The organism is Methylorubrum sp. SL192 (assembly GCF_026672325.1).
Classification (GTDB): domain Bacteria; phylum Pseudomonadota; class Alphaproteobacteria; order Rhizobiales; family Beijerinckiaceae; genus Methylobacterium; species Methylobacterium extorquens.
Genome location: NZ_JAPPQV010000003.1, coordinates 644,410 through 669,169, shown reverse-complemented (window position 1 = coordinate 669,169; position 24,760 = coordinate 644,410). Strand labels below are relative to the sequence as shown.

21 protein-coding genes are annotated in these 24,760 nt (G+C 70.1%); 14 read left to right on the top strand and 7 right to left on the bottom strand.

Going from position 1 to position 24,760, the window contains the following annotated elements; translation table 11 throughout:
• Positions 1-5 precede the first annotated feature (5 nt).
• The 3 genes from OVA30_RS03945 (at position 6) to mqo (ending at position 5,484) form a co-directional block, all read left to right on the top strand.
• On the top strand, positions 6-2,327 hold the full coding sequence (locus tag OVA30_RS03945; protein WP_268174678.1) for a DUF5682 family protein: 2,322 nt from the start codon (positions 6-8) through the stop codon (positions 2,325-2,327).
• Positions 2,324-3,487, top strand: coding sequence for a VWA domain-containing protein (locus tag OVA30_RS03940; protein ID WP_056111930.1), 1,164 nt, complete (start codon positions 2,324-2,326; stop codon positions 3,485-3,487). The genes OVA30_RS03945 and OVA30_RS03940 overlap by 4 nt, the downstream gene beginning before the upstream one ends.
• 344 nt (positions 3,488-3,831) lie before the next feature.
• The gene (mqo, locus tag OVA30_RS03935; protein ID WP_056112273.1) at positions 3,832-5,484 is read left to right on the top strand and encodes a malate dehydrogenase (quinone); all 1,653 of its coding nucleotides are present in this window, start codon (positions 3,832-3,834) and stop codon (positions 5,482-5,484) included.
• A gap of 24 nt (positions 5,485-5,508) precedes the next feature.
• On the opposite strand, the gene OVA30_RS03930 is transcribed toward mqo, so the two are convergent.
• The gene (locus OVA30_RS03930) at positions 5,509-6,699 is read right to left on the bottom strand and encodes an AI-2E family transporter (RefSeq protein WP_268174677.1); all 1,191 of its coding nucleotides are present in this window, start codon (positions 6,697-6,699) and stop codon (positions 5,509-5,511) included.
• Between the two features lie 104 nt (positions 6,700-6,803).
• Positions 6,804-7,256, bottom strand: coding sequence for a molybdenum cofactor biosynthesis protein MoaE (locus OVA30_RS03925; RefSeq protein ID WP_015822121.1), 453 nt, complete (start codon positions 7,254-7,256; stop codon positions 6,804-6,806).
• Positions 7,257-7,415: 159 nt separating this feature from the next.
• Here OVA30_RS03925 and OVA30_RS03920 point away from each other — a divergent pair, with 159 nt between their 5' ends.
• Both OVA30_RS03920 and mbfA read left to right on the top strand, forming a co-directional pair.
• Positions 7,416-8,438, top strand: a complete 1,023-nt coding sequence (locus OVA30_RS03920; RefSeq protein WP_003597735.1) for a gamma carbonic anhydrase family protein — start codon at positions 7,416-7,418, stop codon at positions 8,436-8,438.
• Positions 8,439-8,498: 60 nt separating this feature from the next.
• Positions 8,499-9,491, top strand: a complete 993-nt coding sequence (mbfA, locus tag OVA30_RS03915) for an iron exporter MbfA (RefSeq protein WP_268174676.1) — start codon at positions 8,499-8,501, stop codon at positions 9,489-9,491.
• A 21-nt stretch (positions 9,492-9,512) separates the two neighbouring features.
• On the opposite strand, the gene OVA30_RS03910 is transcribed toward mbfA, so the two are convergent.
• Positions 9,513-10,199 (bottom strand): DsbA family protein, encoded by a 687-nt coding sequence (locus tag OVA30_RS03910; protein WP_268174675.1) that lies wholly within the window; start codon positions 10,197-10,199, stop codon positions 9,513-9,515.
• Between the two features lie 107 nt (positions 10,200-10,306).
• Between OVA30_RS03910 and OVA30_RS03905 the strand changes: the two genes are divergently transcribed.
• Positions 10,307-10,564, top strand: a complete 258-nt coding sequence (locus OVA30_RS03905; protein WP_268174674.1) for a type II toxin-antitoxin system Phd/YefM family antitoxin — start codon at positions 10,307-10,309, stop codon at positions 10,562-10,564.
• Between the two features lie 93 nt (positions 10,565-10,657).
• Here OVA30_RS03905 and OVA30_RS03900 read toward each other — a convergent pair whose 3' ends face one another.
• Entirely contained in the window at positions 10,658-14,074 is a 3,417-nt protein-coding gene (locus OVA30_RS03900; protein ID WP_268174673.1) for an acyl-[ACP]--phospholipid O-acyltransferase, read from the bottom strand.
• Between the two features lie 191 nt (positions 14,075-14,265).
• On the opposite strand from OVA30_RS03900, the gene OVA30_RS03895 reads away from it, so the two are divergent.
• The 4 genes from OVA30_RS03895 (at position 14,266) to hisG (ending at position 18,206) form a co-directional block, all read left to right on the top strand.
• Entirely contained in the window at positions 14,266-14,916 is a 651-nt protein-coding gene (locus tag OVA30_RS03895) for a TetR/AcrR family transcriptional regulator (RefSeq protein ID WP_268174672.1), read from the top strand.
• Positions 14,917-15,036: 120 nt separating this feature from the next.
• Positions 15,037-15,924, top strand: a complete 888-nt coding sequence (locus OVA30_RS03890; RefSeq protein WP_268174671.1) for a TIGR01459 family HAD-type hydrolase — start codon at positions 15,037-15,039, stop codon at positions 15,922-15,924.
• A gap of 144 nt (positions 15,925-16,068) precedes the next feature.
• Positions 16,069-17,232, top strand: a complete 1,164-nt coding sequence (locus tag OVA30_RS03885; protein ID WP_056462316.1) for an ATP phosphoribosyltransferase regulatory subunit — start codon at positions 16,069-16,071, stop codon at positions 17,230-17,232.
• Positions 17,229-18,206 carry an ATP phosphoribosyltransferase gene (hisG, locus tag OVA30_RS03880; RefSeq protein ID WP_003597715.1) on the top strand — a complete coding sequence of 326 codons (978 nt, stop codon included), beginning with the start codon at positions 17,229-17,231 and terminating at the stop codon, positions 18,204-18,206. Before OVA30_RS03885 ends, hisG begins: the two co-directional genes overlap by 4 nt.
• A 149-nt stretch (positions 18,207-18,355) precedes the next feature.
• Here the strand turns inward: hisG and OVA30_RS03875 are convergent, their stop codons facing one another.
• From OVA30_RS03875 to hemE, 3 genes are all read right to left on the bottom strand, one after another.
• Positions 18,356-18,697 (bottom strand): lysozyme inhibitor LprI family protein, encoded by a 342-nt coding sequence (locus OVA30_RS03875; RefSeq protein WP_003597713.1) that lies wholly within the window; start codon positions 18,695-18,697, stop codon positions 18,356-18,358.
• A gap of 85 nt (positions 18,698-18,782) precedes the next feature.
• On the bottom strand, positions 18,783-19,223 hold the full coding sequence (gene hemJ / locus OVA30_RS03870) for a protoporphyrinogen oxidase HemJ (RefSeq protein ID WP_012253111.1): 441 nt from the start codon (positions 19,221-19,223) through the stop codon (positions 18,783-18,785).
• 53 nt (positions 19,224-19,276) lie between these two features.
• Complete coding sequence (gene hemE, locus OVA30_RS03865) at positions 19,277-20,359, bottom strand: uroporphyrinogen decarboxylase (RefSeq protein ID WP_268174670.1); 1,083 nt, start codon at positions 20,357-20,359, stop codon at positions 19,277-19,279.
• A gap of 740 nt (positions 20,360-21,099) precedes the next feature.
• On the opposite strand from hemE, the gene OVA30_RS03860 reads away from it, so the two are divergent.
• From OVA30_RS03860 to OVA30_RS03845, 4 genes are read left to right on the top strand one after another with little or no spacing between them, the layout of a single operon-like run.
• Entirely contained in the window at positions 21,100-21,930 is an 831-nt protein-coding gene (locus OVA30_RS03860) for a pyruvate, water dikinase regulatory protein (protein ID WP_003597705.1), read from the top strand.
• A gap of 11 nt (positions 21,931-21,941) precedes the next feature.
• Complete coding sequence (locus tag OVA30_RS03855) at positions 21,942-23,078, top strand: glycosyltransferase family 61 protein (protein WP_268174669.1); 1,137 nt, start codon at positions 21,942-21,944, stop codon at positions 23,076-23,078.
• A 16-nt stretch (positions 23,079-23,094) separates the two neighbouring features.
• Positions 23,095-23,709 carry a Maf family protein gene (locus tag OVA30_RS03850; RefSeq protein WP_268174668.1) on the top strand — a complete coding sequence of 205 codons (615 nt, stop codon included), beginning with the start codon at positions 23,095-23,097 and terminating at the stop codon, positions 23,707-23,709.
• A 14-nt stretch (positions 23,710-23,723) separates the two neighbouring features.
• A complete protein-coding gene (locus OVA30_RS03845) occupies positions 23,724-24,737 on the top strand; it encodes a cation diffusion facilitator family transporter (RefSeq protein ID WP_182569297.1) in 1,014 nt (337 codons plus the stop codon).
• Positions 24,738-24,760: the final 23 nt, after the last annotated feature.

The following is a 24,760-nucleotide window of genomic DNA, read 5'->3' as shown; positions in this document are numbered from 1 at the left end:
GAGTGATGCCTGACATCCGCCTTTTCGGCATCCGCCACCACGGCCCCGGCTCGGCCCGCTCGCTCAAGGCGGCGCTCGACGCGCTCAACCCCGATTGCCTGCTGATCGAGGGGCCGCCGGACGCCGACGCGCTGATCCCGCTGGCCGCCCACGAGGCGATGGCGCCGCCCGTCGCGCTCCTCGTCTACCGGCCGGACCGGCCGCGCGATTGCGCCTTCTTCCCCTTCGCAGCCTTCTCGCCGGAATGGGTGGCGATGCGCTTTGGCGTCGCGGCGGGCGCGACCCTGCGCTTCATCGACCTGCCGCACGCGATCCAGCTTGCCGACGGCTTTGGCGCGCCGGAAGCCTCGCCGGAGGCCGCGCCGATCGATGCGGAGCCGGTTTCCGACGCGGCCGAAACCCCATCCGGGGACGGGCCTGCATCGGCCGCGATCCGGCGCGATCCGCTCGGCGAACTCGCGGCACTCGCCGGCTACCCGGACGGCGAGCGCTGGTGGGACGCGCTGGTCGAGAGCCGCGCAGGCGCGGATGGCGACGTGTTCGCCGCGATCCATGAGGCGATGGCGGCCCTGCGCGAGGGCGCCGAGACCGACCCCGACGAAGCGTTCCGCGAGGAGGCGCGTGAGGCGCATATGCGCAGCGCGATCCGGCGGGCGGCCAAGGACGGATTCGAGCGCATCGCCGTGATCTGCGGCGCGTGGCACGTGCCCGCGCTCGCCCGCCACGACGCCAAGGGCCAAGCCACGGCGGATACCGCGACCCTGAAGAACCTGCCCAAGACCAAGGTCGCCGCGGCCTGGGCGCCCTGGTCCTACGAGCGGCTGGCCTTCGCCTCCGGCTATCGCGCCGGAGTGCTCTCGCCGGAATGGTACGACACCCTGTGGCACCACGAGGGCCGGGTCGCCGCCCGCTGGCTCGCCCGCGCCGCCGCGCTGCTACGGGAGAACGACCTCGATGCCTCACCGGCCTCGGTGATCGAGGCGGCGCGGCTCGCCGAGGCGCTGGCGGGTTTTCGCGGCCGGTCCCGGCCCTCCCTCGACGATCTCGACGAGGCGGCGCAGGCCACGCTCTGCTTCGCCGACCCGGCGCCGATGGGGCTGATCCGGCGCAAGCTCGTGATCGGCGAGCGCCTTGGTGCGACCCCGCCGGACAGCCCCGGCACCCCGGTCGAGGCGGATTTCGAGGCGCAGTGCAAGCGCCTGCGCCTGAAACCCGGCGCGGCAGCGGGCGAGATCACCCTCGACCTGCGCAAGGAGACGGATCTGGCCCGCAGCCATTTCCTGAACCGGCTGAGCCTGATCGGCATCCCCTGGGGGGAGCGGCGCGAGGCGCGCGGGCGCGGCACCTTCAAGGAAGGCTGGTTTCTGGCTTGGCAGCCGGAATGGGTGGTGGAACTGGTGGCGGCCTCGGCCGAAGGCGGCACCATCGCCGAGGCCGCCGCCGGCCGGGTGCGGGTCCGCGCCCGCGAGGCGACCCGCGTCGCCGAGCTCTCCGGCCTGATCGGCACCCTGCTCGACGCCGACCTCGCCGAGGCCACGGCGGAGGTGATCCGCGCACTCAACGACCGCGCCGCGGTCTCGGCCGACGTGTTCGACCTGATGGAGGCGCTGCCCCCGCTCGCCGAACTCGCCCGCTACGGCTCGGTGCGCTCCTCGGACACCGAGCCCGTGCTCGCCGTGGTGCGGGGCCTCGTGCCGCGCGCCGCCGCTGGATTAGTCGCCGCCTGCCAGAGCCTCGACGACGACGCGGCGAGCGCCGCCAAGGCGCGCATCGTCGCCGTCTCCGGCGCGGTCGGGCTGATCGAAGAGCCGGAGCTGAAGGCGGTGTGGGGGGAGGCCCTGCGGGCGCTGGCCGATCAGGAGCATGTCCACGGCCGCGTCGTCGGCCGCGCCGTGCGTCTGCTCTTCGACGACCGCGCCATCGCGGCCGCGGAGGCCGGCGAGCGCCTGCGCCTCGCTCTGTCGCGGGCCTCGGGTGCGGGACCGGCCGCCGCCTGGATCGAGGGGTTTCTGGAGGATAGCGGCACCGTGCTGATCCACGGGCGCGAATTGCTTGCCGTCGTCGATGACTGGCTCTGCGGCCTCGACGCGGACCTCTTCACCGAGTTGCTGCCGCTGGTGCGCCGCACCTTCGCGACCCTGGCGCCGGCCGAGCGCCGGGCGGTCGGCGAGGCGTTGGCCCGGCCGGGCGGGGCCGCTCCCGGCGAGGCGGAAGGCGCCCGGGGTTTCGATGCGGCGCGCGCGGCCAAGGTGCTGCCGATCCTGCGCCTGCTGCTCGGCACCGAGCCCCCCAGAACCGCGGACGAAACCACCGGAGACGCCGCATGAGCGCGCGCGAAGCGGAACGCCTGCGCCGCTGGCGCCTCGTGCTCGGCGGCGGGGCGGCCGAGGGCACCGGCTGCACTTTAAGCGAGCGCGACCAGCGGCTCGACCGGGCGATGGGCGCCCTCTACGATTCCGATCGCAAGGGCGGTCTCGGCGCCTCCGCTCCGTCCGTACCGCGCTGGCTCGGCGATATCCGCGACTACTTCCCGGCCTCCGTAGTGCAGGTGATGCAGCGCGACGCCTTCGAGCGGCTCGACCTCAAGCGGATGCTGACCGAGCCGGAGATGCTGGAGGCGGTCCAGCCCGACGTCTCCCTCGTCTCGACCCTGATCTCGATGCGCGGCCTGCTCGGCGGGCGCACCAAGGAGACGGCGCGGCTCGTGGTGCGCAAGGTCGTGGACGCGCTGATGAAGCGGCTGGAAGAGCCGCTGCGGCAGGCCGTGACCGGGGCGATCGACCGGGCCAGCATCAACCGCCGCCCGCGCCACGCCGAAATCGACTGGAACCGCACCATCCGGGCGAACCTGCGCCACTATCAGGCGGAGTACCGCACCATCATCCCCGAGACCCGCCTCGGCCACGGGCGGAAAAGCCGCGGATCGCTGAAAGACGTGATCCTCTGCATCGACCAGTCCGGCTCGATGGCCAATTCCGTGGTCTATTCCAGCATCTTCGGGGCGGTGATGGCCTCGCTGCCGGCCGTCTCGACCCGGCTCGTGGTGTTCGACACCGAGGTGGTCGATCTCTCCGACGCGATGGATGACCCCGTCGAGGTGCTGTTCTCGGTCCAGCTCGGCGGCGGCACCGACATCAACCGGGCAGTGGGCTACTGCGCCTCGCGCATCACCCGGCCCGAGGACACGGTGCTGGTCCTGATCTCCGATCTCTACGAGGGCGGGGTCGAGGCCGGCCTGCTCGCCCAGGCCCAGCGACTTGTTGCTGCCGGCGTGCAGGTGGTGGCGCTCTTGGCCCTCTCCGACGAGGGCGCGCCGGCCTATGACCGGGGGCTGGCCGCGCGGCTCGCTGCACTCGGCGTGCCCGCCTTCGCCTGCACGCCGGATCTCTTCCCCGACATGATGGCGGCGGCGATCCGCAAGCAGGATCTCAACGCCTGGGCCGCCGGCGCCGGCATCGCCGCCGTCCCGGCCGCCCATGACGGCTGAGCGGCCGCCCTCCCCGAAAGCCTAAGTCCGGGAGTCTCGTCCGGCCGCTGCTGTGGGTCCTCGCCCTGCTGGGGAGCGTCCGCCGAGTGGAGCGCTCGGCGGCGCGCTGAGGGCTTGCGCACGGGTTCGTCACGGGGGCGGTCGGCGACCTGGGGTTGGCCTGACAATCGGCTGCGAGTGTTCAAGGTTTCAGGGCATGGCAGCCATGTAATCGGCGGGTTGTCGCTCGCCCGAACGTGTTGTAGCGGACCACTCGGGCCAATAAATTTTTGAGCGGCGCGAAAAATAAAATGAATAATGACGATAAACTGCACATCCGTTCCGCCAATGTGCAATATAGTCTGATGCCGATGAACCGGCGTCACGTTCTCGGCGGCGCGCTGGCGGGTCTGGCGGCGACGGCTCTGCCGGGTTCGCCCCTGCTCGCGGCGGACGAGCCCCGCAAGGTCGATGTCCTGCTGATCGGCGGCGGCATCATGAGCGCGACGCTCGGTGTCTGGCTGCGCGAACTCGAACCCGACTGGTCGCTGGAGATGGTCGAGCGGCTCGACGGCGTGGCCCTGGAAAGCTCCAACGGCTGGAACAATGCCGGCACCGGCCACTCGGCCCTGGCCGAGCTGAACTACACCCCGGAGGATTCCAAGGGGAACGTCCAGATCAACAAGGCCGTCGAGATCAACGAGGCCTTCCAGGTCACGCGCCAGTTCATGGCCTGGCAGGTCCAGAAGGGCGTGCTGAAGAACCCGCGCTCCTTCATCAACTCCACGCCCCACATGAGCTTCGTCTGGGGTGACGACAACATCACCTTCCTGCGCAAGCGCTACGAGGCGCTGAAGGCGAGCCCGCTCTTTGCCGGGATGGAGTTCTCGACCGACCCCGAGCAGGTCAAGAAGTGGGTCCCCCTGATGATGGAGGGCCGCGACCCGAAGCAGAAGGTCGCCGCCACGTGGTCGCCGCTCGGCACCGATTGCGAGTGGGGTGAGGTCACCCGCCAGTACATCGCCTCGCTGAAGAGCGGCCCGAAGTTCGACCTGCGCCTCTCGACCGAGGTCGAGAGCTTCGAGCGCAACAAGGACGGGACTTGGCGCGTCACGTCGAAGAACCTGAAGGACGGCAGCCGCCACACGGTCGATGCCCGGTTCGTGTTCATCGGCGCGGGCGGCGGCGCGCTGCACCTGCTGCAGGCCACCGGCATTCCCGAGGCCGACGAGTATGGCGGCTTCCCCGTCGGCGGCTCGTTCCTCGTCACCGATAACCAGGACGTGGCCCTGCGCCACCTCGCCAAGGCCTACGGCAAGGCCTCGGTCGGCTCGCCGCCGATGTCCGTGCCGCACCTCGACACGCGGGTGCTCGACGGCAAGCGCGTGATCCTGTTCGGACCGTTCGCGACCTTCTCGACCAAGTTCCTGAAGGAAGGCTCGTATTTCGACCTGCTGACCTCGACCACCACCAGCAATGTCTGGCCGATGGTCCGCGTCGGCGTCGAGCAGTACCCGCTGATCGAGTACCTCGCCGGCCAGGTGATGCTGTCCGACGAGGACCGCTACCAGGCCCTGCGCGAGTACTTCCCCGATGCGAAGAAGGACGAGTGGCGCCTCGTCCAGGCCGGGCAGCGCGTGCAGATCATCAAGCGCGACCCGGAGAAGGGCGGCGTGCTCAAGCTCGGCACCGAAGTCGTGAGCGCCAAGGACGGCAGCATCGCCGCCCTGCTCGGCGCCTCGCCGGGCGCTTCCACCGCCGCGCCGATCATGCTGACCGTGCTGGAGAAGGTGTTTGCGCAGAAGGTCGCCAGCCCCGAATGGCAGGCGAAGATCCGCCAGATCGTGCCGAGCTACGGCACGAAGCTGAACGGCGATCCGCAGCGGGTGCAACAGGCGCTGGCCTATACCAGCGAGCACCTGCAGCTCACCCCGCCGCCGCAGATCGGCACCCCGGCCCAGCCGACGCCCGCATCCGAGATGGGGACCGTCAAGTCGGTCCCCGACATGGCGCCGTAAGGTGATCGGGGCCGGAGCGGACCGTCAGGCCTCCGCTTCGGCCCCGTCCTCGATGTAGAGTTCTTCCAGCAGCACCTTGATCACGGCCACGAGCGGCAGCGCGAGCGCCACGCCCCACAGGCCGAACAGCACGCCGAGCAGGAGCTGGCCGGCGAAGATCGTCGCCGCTGGCAGGTCGAGGGCGCGGCGCTGGATGAACGGGGTGAGCCCGTAGCTCTCCGCCGCCTGCACCGCGAGGTAGACGCCGAGCGCCCCGAGCAATCCGTTCAGCCCCGAAGCGAGGCTGCTCAGCACGATCACCAGACCCGCGATCAACGGCCCGATGGTCGGCACGAAGGCGAGCAGGCCCGCCTGGAGCCCGAGGATCAGCGCACCGCCGATCCCGAGGAAGCTCAAGCCCGCCCAGGTCAGCACGAAGATCGCCGCCATGGTCACGAGCTGCCCGAACAGCCAGTGCCGCAGGGTCTCGCCCGATCCGTCGAGGACGCGCGCGCCCTTCTCGCGGTGGCGCGGGGGCACGAGCCGCAGGGCGCCGCCGCGGTAGCTCCCCGGGTCGGCGGCGATGGCAACACCGAGGAAGACGATCACGAGGACGTTGCCGAGCGCGTTGAACAGCGCGATCACCACGGTCGCCGCCGGACCGAGCACGCTGCCGGCATCCGACAGCAGCGAGCCGGGGCTCTTGAGGGCGCCCGAGGCGAGGCCGGCGAGGCCGCCTTCCTTCTCGTTCTTGTCCTTGCCCGCGTCCTTGCCCGTCTCTTTGCCCGTCTCTTTGCCCGTATCCTGGCCCTTGCCTTCTCCGCCCTGACCGGCCTCCGTCGGTGCCCCCTGCGACAGGTCGATCTCGACGCCGCGCTCCTTCAGCCAGTCGCGCACGGTCTCCGATTGCTGGCGGACCGTCGTGCCGAGGTCGCGTGCCTGGCTCGCCACGGTGGCGCCGCCGAAGGCCGTGAGCCCCAGGGCGAGGGCAGCGAGCACGAGGCTGGCGAGTGCGAGGCGCCACCCGCGCCCGATCGGCAGCACATGGCCGAGGCCCCGGGTCACCCCATCGAGGAAGACGGCGAACAGGATGCCGGAAAAGATCAGCAGCAGCGTCGCCGCCGCGGTCCAGGCGAGCCAGAGGGCGGCGGCGAAGGCCACGACCGCGATGCCCGCGGCCGCAAGGCGCCACGCGCCCGGCGGGTTGGCCGGCGGGCTGAAAGGGGGAGCCGTCATGGTTCGGGGGATCCGTTCGCGGTTCATGCGGGGCTAAAAAAGACCCCGGGACAATCGGTGATGTGTCAGGCCCGAAATTCAGGCCCGAGATTCAGACCCGGAATTCAGACCCAGGCTTGGGCGGCGGCGGCGTCGGCCTCCGTCGCCGCGACCCAGCCGCCGGTGGTGCCGTCGGCGAGGTGCTCGCGCTTCCAGAACGGGGCGCGGGTCTTGAGGTAATCCATCAGGAAGTCGGCCGCGGCGAAGGCGGCCTTGCGGTGCGGCGAGGCGGTGATCACGAGGACGATGCCCTCGCCCGGCCGCACCAGCCCGTGGCGGTGGATCACCCGCAGGGCCTGGACCGGCCAGCGAGCGCGCGCCTCCTCCACCACGCGGGCGATCTCGGCCTCGGCCATGCCGGGATAATGCTCCAGCTCCAGCGCGGCGAGCCGGCCCGCCTCGTCGCGGCAGAGGCCGGAGAAGGTCACCACCGCCCCGGCCCGGCCGGCCAGCTCCGCTTCGATCCGGGCGATCTCGGCGGCGGTGTCGAAGGGCTCGGACTGGATGCTGACCGTCATGACCCACACATGACCCACATTGAGGGAACGCGTACGCGGCGCCGACAGACCGGCCCCGGCGTTTCGCGCCGGCCCGTGACCCCCTTTGCCCGTGAGCCTATATGGCTCAACAATAGGACTGCGCCACCGGCGCCGTTTCGACGAACAGCGAGCCGCGACGTGACGCCCGACCTGATCCTGCCCTACGACGGCATCCTGCCGGTCTTCGCCAGCCGCCCCGTCTGGTGCGGGCGCGCCAGCACCGTGATCGGCGCCGCCACCCTCGGGGCCCAGGCCTGGCTCGGCGACGACAGCGTGATCCGCAGCGACGGCCAGCCGATCACCGCCGGCGACCGCTTCTGGCTCGGCGCCCGCTCCACCGTCCACATCGCCACCGAATCGCTGCCGACGCATATCGGCGACCGGGTCACGGTCGGCCGCAACGCGGTGGTGCATGCCTGCACCGTGGGCTCGGACGTGGTGATCGAGGACGACGCGATCATCCTCGACGGGGCGATCGTCGGCAACAACGTGCTGATCGAGGCGGGCGCCACCATCTTCCCGCGCTCGAAGCTCGAGAGCGGCTTCGCCTATGGCGGCAACCCGGCCAAGCGCCTGCGCCCGGTGACGCCGGAGGAACTGGCCGAACGGGCCGAGCGCCTGCGCGAGGCGTCCGGCGAGGCAGCGAGCCCGGCCGCGCATCCTGAGCCGCCCGAGACCGAAGAGAGCGTGTTCGTGGCCCGCACCGCCCGGCTATCCGGCCGCATCGCGCTGGGCGCCGGATCGACGGTGCTGTTCTCCTGCGAACTCGCCGCGGAGGTCGGGCCGATCGTGGTCGGCGCCGACACCAACATCCAGGACAACACGGTGATCCGCAGCCGCGGCGAGGGCGTGGTGATCGGGCGCGACACCACGATCGGCCACAACGTGCGCATGGCCGATTGCCGGATCGGCGCCCGCAGCCTCATCGGCATCGGCTCGGTGCTGGCGCCGGGCACGGTGGTGGCCGACGACGTGATGCTGGCCGGCGGCTCGACCACCGATCCGGGCCAGTTGCTGGAGGGCGGCCATCTCTGGGGCGGGCGCCCGGCCCGCATCCTCGGCACCCTCGACGCGGCGAAGCGCGCGATGATGAGCCACATCGTCGAGGGCTATTGCCGGCACGGGCGTGAGTACCGGCTGCTGCAGGAGCAGGAGGGGTAAGGCGATCCGCGCCCTCTGCCACGCCCTCTCCAACGCGCCGTCCCCGGAGTCGACAGAGTCATGATGAGCCGTCTCTCGATGCTGACGCTCGGCGGCCGGAAACGGTTCGACGATCTCAGCGAGCAGGAGATCCTGGCGCTCGCGATCGGGTCCGAGGAGGAGGACGGCCAGATCTACTGGGCCTATGCCGGGCGCCTGCGCGGCGATTATCCTCATTCGGCCGCCCTGTTCGACGCGATGGCGGAGGCCGAGGACGAGCATCGCCGCCGCCTGATCGCGCGCTACAAGCAGCGCTTCGGCGACTTCATCATCCCGATCCGGCGCGAGCACATCGCCGGCTATTACAGCCGCAAGCCGGTCTGGCTGATGCGCAATCTCGGGCTCGACCGGGTCCGTGAGGAGGCCGCCGCGATGGAGCGGCAGGCGCGCGATTTCTACCTCGCCGCCGCCCGGCGCTCGACCGACGCCGACACGCGCCGCCTGCTCGGCGACCTCGCCGCAGCGGAAAGCGCGCACGAGCGGACGGCCGAGGCGCTGGCGGACGAGCATCTCGGCGGCTCCGTCCGCGACGAGGAGGACGCGGCTGCCCATCGCCAGTTCATCCTGACCTGGGTCCAGCCGGGGCTTGCGGGCCTCATGGACGGGTCGGTCTCGACGCTCGCCCCGATCTTCGCCACGGCGTTTGCCACGCAGAACCCGTGGACGACCTTCCTCGTCGGCCTCTCGGCCTCGATCGGCGCAGGCATCTCGATGGGCTTCACCGAGGCCGCCCACGACGACGGCAAGATCTCCGGGCGCGGGTCACCGCTGAAGCGCGGCCTCGCCTCCGGCGTGATGACCGCGCTCGGCGGCCTCGGTCACGCGCTGCCCTACCTGATCCCGAACTTCTGGCTGGCGACGAGCATCGCCTTCGCCGTGGTCTTCTTCGAACTCTGGGCCATCGTCTGGATTCAGAACCGCTACATGGAGACGCCCTTCCTACGGGCCGCCTTCCAGATCGTGCTCGGCGGCTCCCTCGTGCTCGCGACGGGCATCCTCATCGGCGGCGCCTGACGGGCCCGTGGACGAGCGCGCCTATCCGCAGGCGATCTGATCGCAGCGCCGCATCGCCCCGATCATCTTCGCAAGCGACTTCACGCCGGGATGGCCCAGCACGCCGGTATTGCCGAGGACGTAGGAGGGGGTCGCGGTGAGGCCGAGATTGGCCGCGACGGTCATGTGCGCGCGCATCGCCTCGCGCACCTCGTCGCTGTCGGCGATCTGTTCGAGTTCGGCCCGCGTCACCCCGGCCTTGGCACCGATGTCGAGCGCCTTGAGCCCATCGATCTGGCCCTTGGTGGCGAGAAGCTGGCCGTAGAAGGCGAAGGCCGCCGCCGAGCCGAGCTTGCGCTGGACCGCGAGCGAGACCTTGGCGGCCTGCGCCGACATCGGCGAGAGGATCGGGTTGTGGACGAGGCCGATGCGCAGAGCCGGGTCGCTGGCGGCGAGCGCGGTGACGTCGGCGGCCGCCTTGCGGCACCAGGGGCAGTTGTAGTCGAAGAACTCGTAGAGGGTCACCTCGGCCTCGCGCGGGCCGACATAGGTGACACCACGCAATTCCTGGATCTGCCCGGTGATCTCGCCGGGCAGCCGCATGTTGGCCACCGGCCGGCCCTCGTCGTTCTCGACCTTGAAGGTCTGACCATAGCTCTGCGCGGCGGCAGGGCCGACGATCGCGAGGCCGAGCGAGGAGGCGAGGAAGCGGCGGCGAGAGAGGGGCATCGGCAACGGACCAGCGGAGGGTGAGGCGGGCCGAGGATAGGGCCAAGAATGGTTTAAGTTCGACTGCCGGCGCGCACCGAGACCGGAGCGTTGCGACAGGAGGGCGGATGCGTGTTTCCGTGGCGGATGCCGAAACTCGGTTACCCGATCGCCTCGAGCGTGCCGAAGCGGGCGAGACGATCATCCTCGCGCAGGATGGGCGGCCGATCGTACGCCCCGAACCGATCGGGCCTGCACCGGATCGACGAACGCGGCGGGCCGTGCTGGACGACGTACGGCTCACCGCCGCGGTGAAGCCATCCGCCGGACCGGATGCCGCCTGCAGTCAGGATTTTCTCTACGGCACGGATGGGCTGCCCGTGTGATCCGGTTCTTCCCGTCGTCACCCTCATCCTGACGTGGCGCGCGAAGCGGCGGCACCTCAGGATGAAGGATCAGATGGGATCACCTCCCAACCCTCACGCCGCCTCCGCCGTCGCCGCCCGTTCACGCGCGAGCTTCGTCACGCTCACCTGATCGACCTTGCCGGTGCCGAGCATCGGCAGGCCTTCCAAGACGACCACCTCGGCGGGGACCGCGACGTCGGCCGCGCCCCGGCTCTTGGCGTGGGTCTGGTAGGCGGCCCGCGTCGCGCCCTTGGCTTGCGTGAACAGGATCAGGCGCTCGCCCTTGCGAGCGTCGGGCACGGCGGCCACCGCGCTCGGGGCGTCGGGCCAGAGTTCGGCGGCCAAGGCCTCGACGCTGGCCAGCGACACCATCTCGCCCGCGATCTTGGCAAAGCGCTTGGCCCGGCCCTTGATCGTCACGAAGCCGTCGGTATCAAAAGCGACGATGTCGCCGGTGTCGTACCAGCCGTCGGCGGGCGGCTCGAGCACGCCGGGGTTTTCCGCGCGCAGGTAGCCGAGCATGATGTTGGGGCCGCGCACCATGAGGCGCCCGCCCTCATCAATGCCGGGCACGGGCTCGAGCCGCGACTCGATCCCCGGCAGGAGGCGACCGACCGTGCCGAAGCGGTTGAACATCGGGGTGTTGAGCGCGAGCACCGGCCCGCATTCGGTGACGCCGTAGCCTTCCAGGATGCGCAGGCCGAACTTTTCCGCCCAGGTCTTGCGGGTCGCCTGCTTCACCGGCTCGGCGCCGGCCACGACGTAGCGCAGGGAGCGCAGGTCGTAGGAATGCGCCATCTTCGCGTAGCCGGTGAGGAAGGTGTCGGTGCCGAACAGGACCGTGGCGTTGGTGCCGTAGATGAGTTCGGGCACGATCCGGTAGTGCAGCGGCGAGGGGTAGAGGTAGACCGGCACGCCCGAGATCAGCGGCAGCACCAGCCCCGCCGTCAGCCCGAAGGCGTGGAACACCGGCAGCACGTTGAACACCTTGTCGCGCGGCCCGAAATCGATGCGGGCGGCGACCTGCGCGGTGTTGGCGAGCATCGCCCGGTTGGCGAGCATCACGCCCTTCGGCGTGCCCTCGCTCCCGGAGGTGAACAGGATCGCCGCCGGATCGCTGCCATGCCGCGCGACGAGCGGACGGCGGGGCTCCAAGAATCCGCGGATCTTGTCGCCGGTGGTGACGCCCGCCCGCACGTCCTCGAGATAGATCAGGCGCAGGCTACCCTGGATGCCTTCGATCAGGGCACCGAGGCGCCCCTTCTCGATGAAGGCGCGCGAGGTGAGGAGGGTGTCGACCTGCGCCGCGCGGCAGGCCGAGAGCACCGCGGCGGGGCCGGCGGAGAAGTTGATCATCGCCGGCACGCGGCCCGCACTGGCCAGCGCGAAGAACGTCACCGCCGCGCCGTTGGCGTTGGGCAGCATCAGCCCGACCGGCTTTTTTGCGTCGGGCAGCAGCGCCTGAAGCTTCCGGCCCAGGATGTTGGCGCCCATCACCAGGCGGGCATAGCTCATCGTGCCCGAGACCGGGTCTTCGAGCGCCGTGCGCCGCCAGCCGTGAAGCTGGCCCGCCTCGATGAGCGCGGCGAAGACGCCGCGGTCGATGTCGGCGGTCTCGAAGACGAGGTCCGACATGATGTCGTAGAGCGCCGCGCCCGCAGCGCGACGGCGGTTCTTGCCCTTGAGTTCGGGATCGACGTGGAGGCGGACCGGCGGCATGATCGTCACCGTCACCTTCGGCCACCACGCCCGGCGGACCTGATCGCGCTTCAGGCGCGAGAAGATGGTGCGCTCCGGCCCGTCGATCTTCACCGGCACGACCATGGCGCCGGACTTGTCGGCGATGAGGCCCGCGCCGTCATAGACCTTCATCAGGCTGCCCGTGACGGTGAGCCGGCCCTCGGGGAAGATGATCAGCGTCTCGCCGCTCTTGACCGCGTTGATCAGCGTGCGGGTGGCGAGCGGCCGCGTCGGGTCGAGCGGCATCGCCTTCGTCACCTTGAGGAACGGCTTCACCCACCAGCGCTGGGCAATGCCGTGGTCGATGGCGAAGACCGGTTCCTTGTCGAGCAGCGAGAGCGCCAGCGGCGCGTCGAGGAAGGAGACGTGGTTGAGGGCGACGATGGCGTTCGGGCCCGCCTTCTCGACGTTCTCCAGGCCCTTCACCTCCAGGCGGTAGAAGGCGCGGAACAGGATCGAGAGGGCATCGCGCAGGGGGTTCGTCGGCAGGGTCACGAGGATCACCGCGCCGGCGATCAGGTTCAGCACGGCCACGAGGCCGAGAAGCTGCGCCGTGGAGAGGCCGAGGCCCTGAAGCACCGCGAGCGCCAGGGTGCCGGCGACCATGAAGGCGGCCGTCAGCACGTTGACCGCGCCAATGACGCGGGCGCGCTTGGCCTTCTCGGTCCAGGCCTGCACCGCGGCAAACGAGGGCACGACGTAGAGCCCGCCCGCGACGGCGAGACCGAAGAAGTCGATGGCGATGCGCAGGCCCGAGCCGCCGGAGATGAAGTCCCAGGCGCCGACGGGCTCTCCGACGGCGGGACTCACCTGCGAGACCGTCCAGGCGAGATCGAGCCCGAACAGGCCCATCAGCACCGCGCCGACCGGCGTCGGCAGCAGCACGATGCGCCCGCTCGCGAGCCACGAGGCAAGGCCGGAGCCGACCGCGATGCCGACGGAGAAGATCGCGAGCAGGGTGGTGGCGACGATCTCGGTGCCGTTGAGGGTCTGGCGCACAAGCACGGGCATCAGCGAGAGGATGACCACGCCGACGAGCCAGAACCAGCTGACGATCACCGAGCCGCGCCACAGCCGCGTGTCGGACCACAGGTCGCGCAGGAGTTCGGCGGTGGAGCGGGCGACGTTGCGGTCGACATGAAGGTCGGGCGCGCCCTCGCCGGTGGCCGGGATCATCCGCGCGGCGAGCCAGCACAGGACCGCCATGCCCATCAGCCCGGCGCCGAGCCCGAGCGCGTGACCGCCCATCGCCATGGCCAGACCCGCCGTGATGGTGCCGAGCAGGATGGCGAGGAAGGTCGCGGCCTCGACGAGCGCGTTGCCGGCGGTCAGTTCCTCGCGCTTCAGGTGGTCGGGCAGGATGCCGTACTTGATCGGCCCGAACAGCGCCGCGATGATCCCGAACAGGCCGAGGGCTGCAAACAGCAGCGGCACCGAGTGCAGCCAGAAGCCAAGCACCGAGAGCAGGGCCGCGAAAATCTCCGCGAATTTCAGCCGCTTGGCCAGCACCGCCTTGTCATAGCGGTCGGCCATCTGCCCGCCGAGGCCCGACAGGATGAAGAACGGGCCGATGAACACGGCGCTGGCCAGCGTCACCAGCACCCCGCCCGAACTCTCGCCCCGCGCGCTCACCTGAAACAGGATCAGCAGAGCGAGCGCGTTCTTGAGGAAATTGTCGTTGAAGGCTGAAAAGAATTGGCACCAGAACAGCGGCGCGAAGCGTCGCGTCGTCATCAGTGTGCGGAACATCGTGGTCTCTCCCGGCTCCGGGCATGACTGCCTGCCGACGGCGTAGGCGTCAAATCCGCGTTTTGCACGGTGTTCAAAATGAACGCGGTCCGAGTCGGCCGCAAGCTTGATATTGCACGGCGTGCAATCTACCCCGGATGAGGCGTGCGAACCGGCACGGGAACGGGCGGCGAGCAGGCACGGAGACGGATTTGGCAAAAGAGGCGGCAAGAGACTTCGCAAGAACTTCCGCAAGAGACTCGGCACCCAAGGCACGGGGCAGCGGACCGCGGGGCGAGCACGACCGGGAGGGCTTCATCGCCCTGGTCGCGGGCGCGGCGGAGAGTCTCGTACGCAACGAGGGCTATCGTGCGCTCGGCATGCGGCGGCTGGCGGCGGCCATCGGCTACGCGCCGAACTCGATCTACAACGCGGTGGGCGACCTCGATCAGGTGGTGCTGCGGGTCAACGCCCGCACCCTGGCCCGGCTGCATACGGCGCTGAGCGCCGTGATCGATCCCGAGCGGGCGGCGCGGGACAACGCCCTGGCGCTCGCCGACGCCTACCTCGTCTTCGTCGCCGCCGACCCGCGGGTCTGGAGCCTGCTGTTCGAGCATCTCGTCGCACCGGACCAGCCGTTTCCGGACTGGTACGCCGCGGCCCTGGCCGAGCCGGTCATGCTCGTCGATACGGTGCTGGCGCCGCTGATCGTCCCCGCCGACGAGCGCCGCCGGGCGGTGGCCGCCCTCTGGGCCGCCCTGCACGGGCTCGCCTCGCTCTCGACCTCGCGCAAGCTCGCCGTGCTCACCCCCGACCCGCCGCGGGATCTCGCCCGGCTGCTGGTCGGGCGGTTTCTGGGGTGATTTTTTGCGATTCCTCCCGCCCGGCGGGAAGGGCGGTGCGCGAGCGGGACCGGCCGGCGGTCTTCAGTGATCCGCAAACCCCGTTATAGAGCCCCCAACACCGCCCGACCGGATCCTTCGATGACTCACCCTTCCGTCCCGACGCTGCGCCACTTCGCGGAGGTCGCCGAGCGCTACGACCTGATCCTGTGCGATGTCTGGGGCGTGCTGCATGACGGGACACGGGGCCATGTCGCGGCCGGCGAGGCGCTGATCCGCTTTCGCGGGCTCCCCGGCCCGCGTCCGCGCCGGGTGATCCTGGTCTCCAACGCGCCCCGACCGTGGCAAGGCGTCCAAAAAATCCTCGACGGCTACGGCGTGCCGCGGGAGGCCTACGACGCGATCCTCACCTCCGGCGATCTGACCCGGCGGCTGATCGCCGAGCATCCGGGCGAGCGGGTGTATCACCTGGGGCCGGAGCGCGACGCGCCGGTCTTCGATCGCCTCGACCTCACCCTGGTGCCAGCGGCAGAGGCGCAGCGCATCGTCTGCACCGGTCTGTTCGACGATGATACCGAGACGGCGGAGGATTACCGCGCGGCGCTGGCCGCGTTCCGCGAGCGCAAGGTACCGATGATCTGCGCCAACCCCGATCTTGTGGTCGAGCGCGACAAGAAGCTGATCCCCTGCGCCGGCCTGATCGCCCAGGCCTACGAGGCCATCGGCGGCGCGGTCGTCTATGCGGGTAAGCCCTATCGGCCGGTCTACGAGACGGCGCTGGCCATGGCCGGGGAACTTGACGGCCTGCCGCCGCCGGACGTGCGCCGCACGGTGGCCGTGGGTGATGCGATCCGCACCGACATCGCCGGTGCGGCCGGCTACGGTATCCCCTCGGTCCTCGTCGCCCGTGGCATCCATGCGGAGGAACTCGGCGTCACGGCCGAGCATCACAGCCTCGGCGACATCGCCGTTTGGCTGTCGCGCCAGGAGGTGAAGCCCGACGCGGTGATCGAGCGGCTGGTCTGGTAATCGAGGAGGTCAGCGGAAAGCTGGCCCCCTCCCTGCCCATTCTATGGCTCTTACGCAGTCCGATCCGCGCGGAAATACCCCGGCACGGTCGCCAACCGGTGACGCGATTGCTATGGGGGCCGAAATCAAGCTGGATCCGAGACGATGACGAGACCGGAGGCAGGCGGCCCGAGCGGCGCGGAGGCGTTGCGCCATGTGCGGCTGTCGGCGCATTTTTCCGCCTGCGGATACGTGCCCGCATCGCCCCCCGTGCTGCAGCCGGTGGAGCCGTTCCTCGAATTGTCGGGCGAGGATATCCGGCGGCGCATCTTCGTGACGCAGGACGCGAACGGGGCCGAACTGTGCCTGCGGCCGGAATTCACCATTCCCGTCTGCCGCCTGCATCAGGCGACCCGGCCCGGCGAGAGCGCCGATTACAGCTATCTCGGCCCGGTCTTCCGCCTTGTGGCGGGCGAGCCCGACGAGTTCGTCCAGGGCGGCATCGAATCGATCGGGCGCACCGACACCCCGGCGGCGGATGCCGAGGTGCTGGGGCTCGCCCTCGAAGGGCTCGCCCTGCTCGGTCGCTCCGACGTCACCGTGCGGCTTGGCGATATGGGCCTGACCCACGCCTTCCTCGACGCCCTCCACGTGCCGCCGGTGGCCAAGCGCCGGACCCTGCGGGCCATCGCCGCCGGGCGCTCCCTCGACGAGGTCGCCAACAGCGTGCAGGCCGAGGATCGCCATGCCGGCCTGCTCGCCGCGATCCAGGGCCAGGATGCGGGCGCCGTGCGCGCCTTCGTGGAGGACGTGCTGTCCATCGCCGGCATCTCGCAGGTGGGCGGGCGCAGCGCCGGGGCCATCGCCGAGCGCTTCCTCGCCAAGGCCTCGGCGCAGGCGCATGGGGGCGCCGGCCTCAACGCGACGAACCGCGAACTGATCGAGCGCTACTGCGCCATCTCCGGCGATCCCGATGCGGCCGTGGCCGCAGTGCGGGCGCTGGCGCGCGAGGCGGGTCTGACCCATGACGGGCTGGAGGCGGCGCTCGCCCTGTTCGAGGAGCGCACCGGCTTCATGGCGGCGCGGGGTCTGCCGGTCGAGCGCTTCCGGTTCAACGGCGGGTTCGCGCGCAACCTCGACTATTATACCGGCTTCATCTTCGAGGTGACGGGTCCTCAGGGTGGCCCGACCCTGGTCGGCGGCGGGCGCTACGACGGGCTCCTGCAGCAGCTCGGCAGCCCGGTGCCGCTGCCGGCGGTGGGCTGCGCGTTCTGGCTATCGCGCTGCGCCCAAGCCGACACGAGCGGAAGCGAAGGAGTTGTCGCGTGACCGATTCGCCCCTCGTTCTCGCCGTCCCCTCGAAGGGCCGGCTTCAGGAGAATGCCAGCGCCTTCTTCTCCCGCGCCGGGCTCAAGCTCGTGCAGAAGGCGGGCGCGCGTGAGTATCGCGGCACGCTGGCCGGGCTCCCCGGCGTCGAGGTGCGCTACCTCTCGGCCTCCGAGATCGCCGGCCAGCTCGCCAGCGGCGCCGCCCATCTCGGCGTGACCGGCGAGGATCTGATCCGCGAGATGCTGCCCGATCCGGGCGCGAGCGTCGAACTCTTGACGCCGCTCGGCTTCGGCCATGCCAGCGTGGTCGTGGCGGTGCCGCAGGCCTGGATCGACGTGCGCGCCATGAGCGATCTCGACGAGGTCGCGAGCGAAATGCGCCTGCGCCAGGGCCGGCGGATGCGCATCGCCACCAAATACGTGAACCTGACGCGCCGCTTCTTCGCCGAGGCCGGCATCGCCGATTACCGCATCGTCGAGAGCTTAGGCGCCACCGAGGGCGCCCCGGCGGCGGGCTCGGCGGAGATCATCGTCGACATCACCACCACCGGCACCACGCTCGCGGCCAATGCGCTGAAGATCCTCGATGACGGGGTGATGCTGCGCTCGGAGGCCAACCTCGTCGCCTCACTGAAAGCCCCCTGGGGCGAGACGGCGCGGGCCGCCTTGCGCACCGTGCTCGGCCGCATCGCGGCGGAGGAGCGCGCCCGCACCAGCCGCGAGGTGCGTGCGGGGCTGCCCGAATCCGGCGAGATCGATCTGGCCACGATCGCCGGCCTGCACGAGGCCGAGCTGCCCTACGGTGCCCCGCGCGGCGCCGACGGCGAGATCGTGATGCGCTGCCCCGTGGACGCGGTGTTCGATCTCTCCGACGCCCTGGTGCAGGCCGGGGCCCGGTCCGTCACCGTGCGGCGGATCGATTACGCCTTCGCGGCGGAGAACCCGCTGGCGGAGCGGCTGCTGGCGCGGCTGTGAGAGAGGCTTTCCCCCATCCGCGGCCTCATCCTGAGGTGCGGAGCAAAGCGGAGCCTCGAAGGATCCTCCAGATCCCGCGCGATCCCTGGAGGATCCTTCGAGGGCGCTTGCGCGCCACCTCAGGATGAGGGGTTTGGTGGGAAAGCGCCCTACTGCCCGCCCTGCTTGGCGAACTCCGACAGCACGCCCCGCAGCACCTTGAGCCGGCCCTCATAGGCCGCGGTGAGGCAGGCCACATCGGCACCGCAGGCGCGGCGGTCCTTGAGCCAGGCCTCCTGATCGTCCTGCATCTTGGTGCGGTTGCCCATCGGCAGCAGGTCTTTGAGGATGTCGAAGCGCACCGCCATCTCGACGTCGAGGTCGTTGAGGGCGCGGGTGTCGCAGATCGTCTTCTCGTCCGGCGTCTCGGCCTTGGCGCAGGCGAAGCTCGCCGCCGCCGCGGGGGAGGCTGCCGCGAGGCTCAGGGCGAGGGCGAGAAACAGCGTACGCATCGGGCAGGCTCCCGCGTGAGCAACGGCCACGCTTTGCCTTTCCAACGGCTCGTGCGCGCCCCGGTGCCCGGAGCCGGGCAAAAAATCAGCTCCAGGGCTTCACGATCGCGAGGATGACGATGACGATCATCAGCAGCGTCGGCACCTCGTTGATGACCCGGTAGAAGCGCTGGCTCCGGGTGTTGCGGTCGGCGGCGAAGTCCTTGACCGTGCGGGAGAGGAAGCCGTGCACGCCGCTCATCGCCAGCACCAGGGCGAACTTCGCCTGGAGCCAGGGCGCCGCGTAGTAGCCGCTCTGCCACGCGAGCCAGAGGCCGAGGATCCAGGTGACGATCATGGCCGGGGTCATGATCGCCTTGAGCAGGCGCCGCTCCATGACCTTGAAGGTCTCGGACTGCACCCGCGAGCCCGCCGGCAGGGCGGCGTGATAGACGAACAGGCGCGGCAGATAGAGCATCGCCGCCATCCACGAGATGACCGCGATGACGTGGAAGGCTTTGATCCAAGGGTACAGGGTCTCAAGCACCGGGTGAGGCACTCCTCGATACGCAACGCAGGAAAAGGTTCAGGGGGAGGGGCTCAGCGGCCGCCTCTGAGCCGGGCCAGCATCTGCTCGACATGGGCGATCGGCGTCTGCGGGGTGATGCCGTGGCCGAGGTTGAAGATGTGCGGCAGACCCTCGGTCGCCGCCAGGATGGCGTCCACGGCCGCGTCCAGGGCCCGCCCACCCTCGATCAGGGTCTCGGGGTGGAGGTTGCCCTGGGTCACCGTCGAGACCGGTACACGGGCTCGCAGGGCCGCCAGATCGACACCCCAATCGACGCCGACGGCACTCGCGCCGGTCTCGGGCACGACGCGGGCATGGCCCTCCAGCCCCGAGCCCTTGGCGAACACGATGATCTTCGCGTCCGGCACCTGCGCCCGGACGCCCTGAACCATCCGCGTGATCGGCCCGAGCGAGTAGCGCTTCAGGGGATCGCCGTCGCTCGACTCGGGCAGCACACCGGCATGGGATTCGAAGATCTGCACCACGTCGGCGCCGGCACGGAGCTGGCGGACGAGATATTCGGTCTGGACGGCGACGAGCCGGTCGAGCAGTGCGTCCAGCAGCGCGGGGTCGGCCGCCGCCAGCGCCCGGGCCGGGGCGAGATCCACCGTGCCGCGCCCGCCGATCATGTAGCTCGCCACGGTCCAGGGTGCGCCGCAGAAGCCGAGCAGCGTGGTCTCGTGGGGAAGCGCCCCGCGGATGCGCTCGACGGCCTCGAAGACCGGTGCCAGATGCGAAAAGATCGCCGGGTCGCCGGCCTCGCGCAGGCGCTCGAACTGGGCGCGGCCTTCGAGCGCATCGAGGCGCGGACCCTCGCCCTCGACGAAACGCACGTCCTGGCCGAGCGCGTGGGGGATCACGAGGATGTCGGAGAACAGGATCGACGCCTCGAAGCCGAAGCGGCGGATCGGCTGGAGCGTTACCTCGGTGGCGAAGGCTGGGTTGTAGCAGAGATCGAGGAAGGATCCGGCCTCGGCTCGGGTCGCCCGGTATTCCGGCAGGTAGCGGCCGGCTTGGCGCATCATCCAGGCCGGGGGCGGGGAGATCGCCTCTCCCGACAGCACCCGCAGCACCGGCCTTTCCGCCACCGTTGCCGCCGTCTTTGCCTCCGCCATGCCTGAAGCCCGTATCCTGCCTGATTGTCGTTCGGGGGAGACCGGAGGGATCGCGACCGCGCCATCCCCACCCCGGCCCTATTCAAAGAAAGAGAGATTCTAGAATCTCTGTTTTTTCTCTTGGACGTTGGATCGTGATGCCGCAAGCGCGTCCACAGGCCCTCCCCACGGCCACGGCGTTAATCCCCTCTTAACGGATTGGATCTAATGTCCACGATAGGCCAAGCTCAGCAGTGGCTTGCGTGGGCCCGTATGCCCTGATGGCCGCCTCGGTCCCGGATTCTCCCATTCGGGCGACTCCATCGTGTGCGCAAGCTCGGGGTGTTGAGGGCGGAGTCGATGGATTTCGGGGCAACCCGCCGTCGCGCTCGGATCGGGCCTGGTTTTCCCCACTTATCGACTCCCTGGACCCGCCCTGGGGACAGCGTGGCGGTGGCGGAACGCTAAAGCGCTGACAAGACAATCGAAATTTTCCCGGGTGGTGACGGAATCGGCCGCGGCGCCGCCCTGCCGGAGCGGTTCGGCTTCGTCCTTCCATGACGGCGTGGGTCGGGCCCCGGCATGATCCGCGAGGGTCGGCGACGTGCTCCGGCCGCCGCGATGATGGGCCGTCCGGCCGCATAGGAGCCGACGTGCCGACGGCAATTCGGCATCGCGCTTGCCCGAGAAAATGCTCTAAGCATCCCCTCGGGGCGGCTGTGTCGCCTCGCACCGAGCGTCACGGCAGAGACGGGCCGACGATGAGCCGCAGCTACTTTCATCTCCATCTCGTCTCGGATTCCACCGGCGAGACCCTGATCAATGTCGGGCGCGCCGCGGCGGTGCAGTACGAGGGCATCTCGGCGATCGAGCACGTCTACCCGCTGGTGCGCTCGGGCGCGCAGCTCGAACGGGTGATCTCGGAGATCAAGGCGGCGCCGGGCCTCGTGCTCTATACGCTGGTCGGCCACGAGCTGATCGAGCGCCTGGAAGAGGCCTGCCGCGAGACCGGCTCGCCGACGCTCAACGTGCTCCAGCCGGTGCACGCGCTCCTGCGCTCCTATCTCGGCGCGACCTCGACCGAGCGGCCGGGCGCCCAGCACATGCTCAACGCCGAGTACTTCAAGCGCATCGACGCGATGAACTTCACCCTGGCCCACGACGACGGCAACCTGCCGGCCGATCTCGACGAGGCCGACGTGGTGCTGGTCGGCGTCAGCCGCACCTCGAAGACGCCGACCTCGATCTATCTCGCCAACCGTGGCCTCAAGACCGCGAACCTGCCGCTGGTCCCCTCGATGCCGCTGCCTCCGAGCTTCGAGCGGGTGAAGAAGGCGCTGATCGTCGGGCTGATCGCCAGCCCGGAACGGATCGTGCAGATCCGCCAGAACCGCCTGCTCAGCCTGAAGGCCGACGACAACTCCTCCTATGTCGATCGGCAATCGGTCTCCGACGAGATCGCGGCCTCGCGCCGGCTCTGCGCCAAGTACCGCTGGCCGACCATCGACGTGACCCGCCGCTCGATCGAGGAAACGGCCGCCGCGATCCTCGATCTCTACCGCGAGCACCGCCTCAAGTTCATCGCGACCTGAGGCTTCGACACATGGAAGACGCCGGCCTCGCCGCGGCCGATCTGCGCGAGACCGTCCAGGCCGGGCGCGGGCGCTGCACCGATCTCAGCCTGTCCTACCGGGACTGGGCGCCCCCGCCCGAATTGCTGGTCGGCGCGGTGACGCCCAAGCTGCTGCGCGTCTATCACGAGCAGACCACCGTGCTCGGGACGAGCCTCTACGAATTGCCGGGGGCGGAGGTGACGGAGGAGGGCGTCGTGCTCCTCGACGGCGTGTTCCAGTACGCCGCCCAGCTCAATATCTTCTCCGTCAATTTCGAGGGGCATTTCCGCGCCATCGCCGCGCGGCTGCCGGATCTGCGGCGCGTCACCGTCGAGGAGCCGGTCGTGCTGCTGACCGGCATGGGCCACCAGATGTACGGCCACTGGCTGGTCGATTTCCTGCCGAAGCTGTTCCTGCTCGACCGGACCGGCCACGACATCACGCGGCTGCGCTACCTTCTTCCCGCCGACACGCCGCGTTTCGCGCGGGACTGGCTCGGCCTCCTCGGCATCGGCGAGGACCGGCTCGTCGTCTACGACCGCAGCCGCGATCTCGTCGTCTGCCGCTCGCTCCTCGTGCCGACGGCGCTCCGCTTCATCAGCCGCGCCTCGCCGCTGATGCGGCAGGCCCGCCGCTTCCTTCTCAAGCGCGCGGCGCCCGGCTCCCGCTGGCCGTCCCGCTGGCGCCTCGGTCGCCGCCGCGAGAAACAGGGGAGCGAAAAACTCCTGATCTCCCGCTCGGACAATGCCGACACGCTCAACCGGCGCACGCTCGCGGAGCGGGCGGCGTTCGAGGCGAAGGCGGTGGCCCGCGGTTTCACACCCGTCCGGCCCGAGCGGCTGAGCGTGCCCGAACAGATCGCGCTGTTCCGCTCCGCCGGCACGATCATCGGCGAGTACGGTTCGGGGCTGCACGGCTCGCTGTTCGCAGGCCCCGGCACCACCGTGGTGGCGCTGCGCGACAACGGGCTCGAACTCGGCTTCCTGCAAAGCTCGATCGACCACACGCTCGGCCATGCCAGCGGCTACGTGATCGGCTCGGAACGCTCGGAGGAGGGGTTCTTCTCGGTGGCGCCCGAGGATATCGACTTCCTGTTCGACTGGCTCGACTGGCGCGGCCTGCGCTGACGGATTCATTTTCGACGTGAACGCTTCCCCCCTCTGGCTTGCCCCCGCACCGCTCCTTCTCGCCTCGGCGAGCGCCACCCGGCGCGATCTCCTGACGGGGGCCGGCCTGCCGGTGGAGACGGCGCCCGCGCGGATCGACGAGCGCGCCCTGGAGGCCGAGGGCGGTGCCCTGGCCCCGGTCGAGCTGGCGCGGCGGCTCGCCCAGGCCAAGGCGAAGGAGGTGGCGGCCCGCCATCCCGGCCGCGTCGTGATCGGCGCCGACCAAGTGCTCGAATGCGAGGGCCAGATCTTCCATAAGCCCGCCGACCTCGCGGCCGCGCACGCCCATCTCACCCGGCTCCAGGGCCGCACCCACGCGCTGCATTCGGCGGTCGCGATCCGGCGCGGCGGCCACGCGGAGGATTTCGTCGAAACCGCGCGGCTGACCCTGCGCCCCCTCGATGCGGGCGCCATCGACGCCTATCTGCGGCTCGCGGGCGCGGCGGTCACGAGTTCGGTCGGCGCCTACCAGCTCGAGGGGCTCGGCATCCACCTGTTCGAGCGGGTCGAGGGCGACCATTCGACGGTTCTCGGCCTGCCGCTCACGCCCCTTCTCGCGCGGCTGCGGGGCATGGGCTTGCTGGCTTTCTGACACGGCGAGGGACGATGGACGACCACCGGCAGGATCATCGGCAGAGCCACCGGAAAGACCACGATCATGCCGGTCATGATCATGAGCATTCCCATGATCACGATCATGGACATGGGGGACATGCTCATGGCGGGCTTGGTCATGTTCACGCCCCGAAGAACTTCGGGTCGGCCTTCGCCATCGGCATCGCGCTGAACCTCGGCTTCGTCGGCGTCGAGGCGGCCTATGGCTGGCTCTCGAATTCCATGGCGCTGGTGGCCGATGCCGGCCACAACCTCTCCGACGTGCTCGGCCTCGCCGCCGCCTGGATCGCCGCGGTGCTGGTGAAGCGGGCGCCCTCCGCGCGCTTCACCTACGGCCTGCGCGGCTCCTCGATCCTCGCCGCTTTGTTCAACGCGGTGGTGCTTCTGGTCGCCACCGGCGGCATCATCGTCGAGGCGGTGCAGCGCTTCCTCGATCCGGCCCCGGTCGCCGGCACCACGGTGATGGTGGTGGCCGGCATCGGCATCCTCATCAACGGCTTCACCGCGTGGCTGTTCGCCTCGGGTTCCAAGGACGACATCAACATCCGCGGCGCCTACCTGCACATGCTGGCCGACGCGGCGGTCTCGGCCGGCGTGGTGCTCGCCGGCCTCGTCATCCTCGCCACCGGTTTCGATTGGATCGACCCGTTGGTGAGCCTCGCCATCGCCGCGCTCATCATCGCCGCGACCTGGGGGCTCCTGCGCGACAGCGTGGCGATGTCGCTCGCCGCGGTGCCGTCCGGCATCGATCCGGAGGCCGTTCGCGCCTATCTCGCCGCTCGCCCCGGCGTGCGCGGGCTGCACGACCTGCACATCTGGCCGATGAGCACCACCGAAGTCGCCCTCACCGCCCATCTCGTGATCGCCGACGCGGCGCCCGACCGGCTCTTCCTCAAGGAGACGGCGGACGCGTTGCGGGCGCGCTTCGGGATCGGTCACGCCACAATCCAGATCGAGATCGAGGGGCAGACCGCCTGCACGCTGCCGACGAGCTGCGTCGCGTGATGTCTCTCGACTTTCCCAGCAGG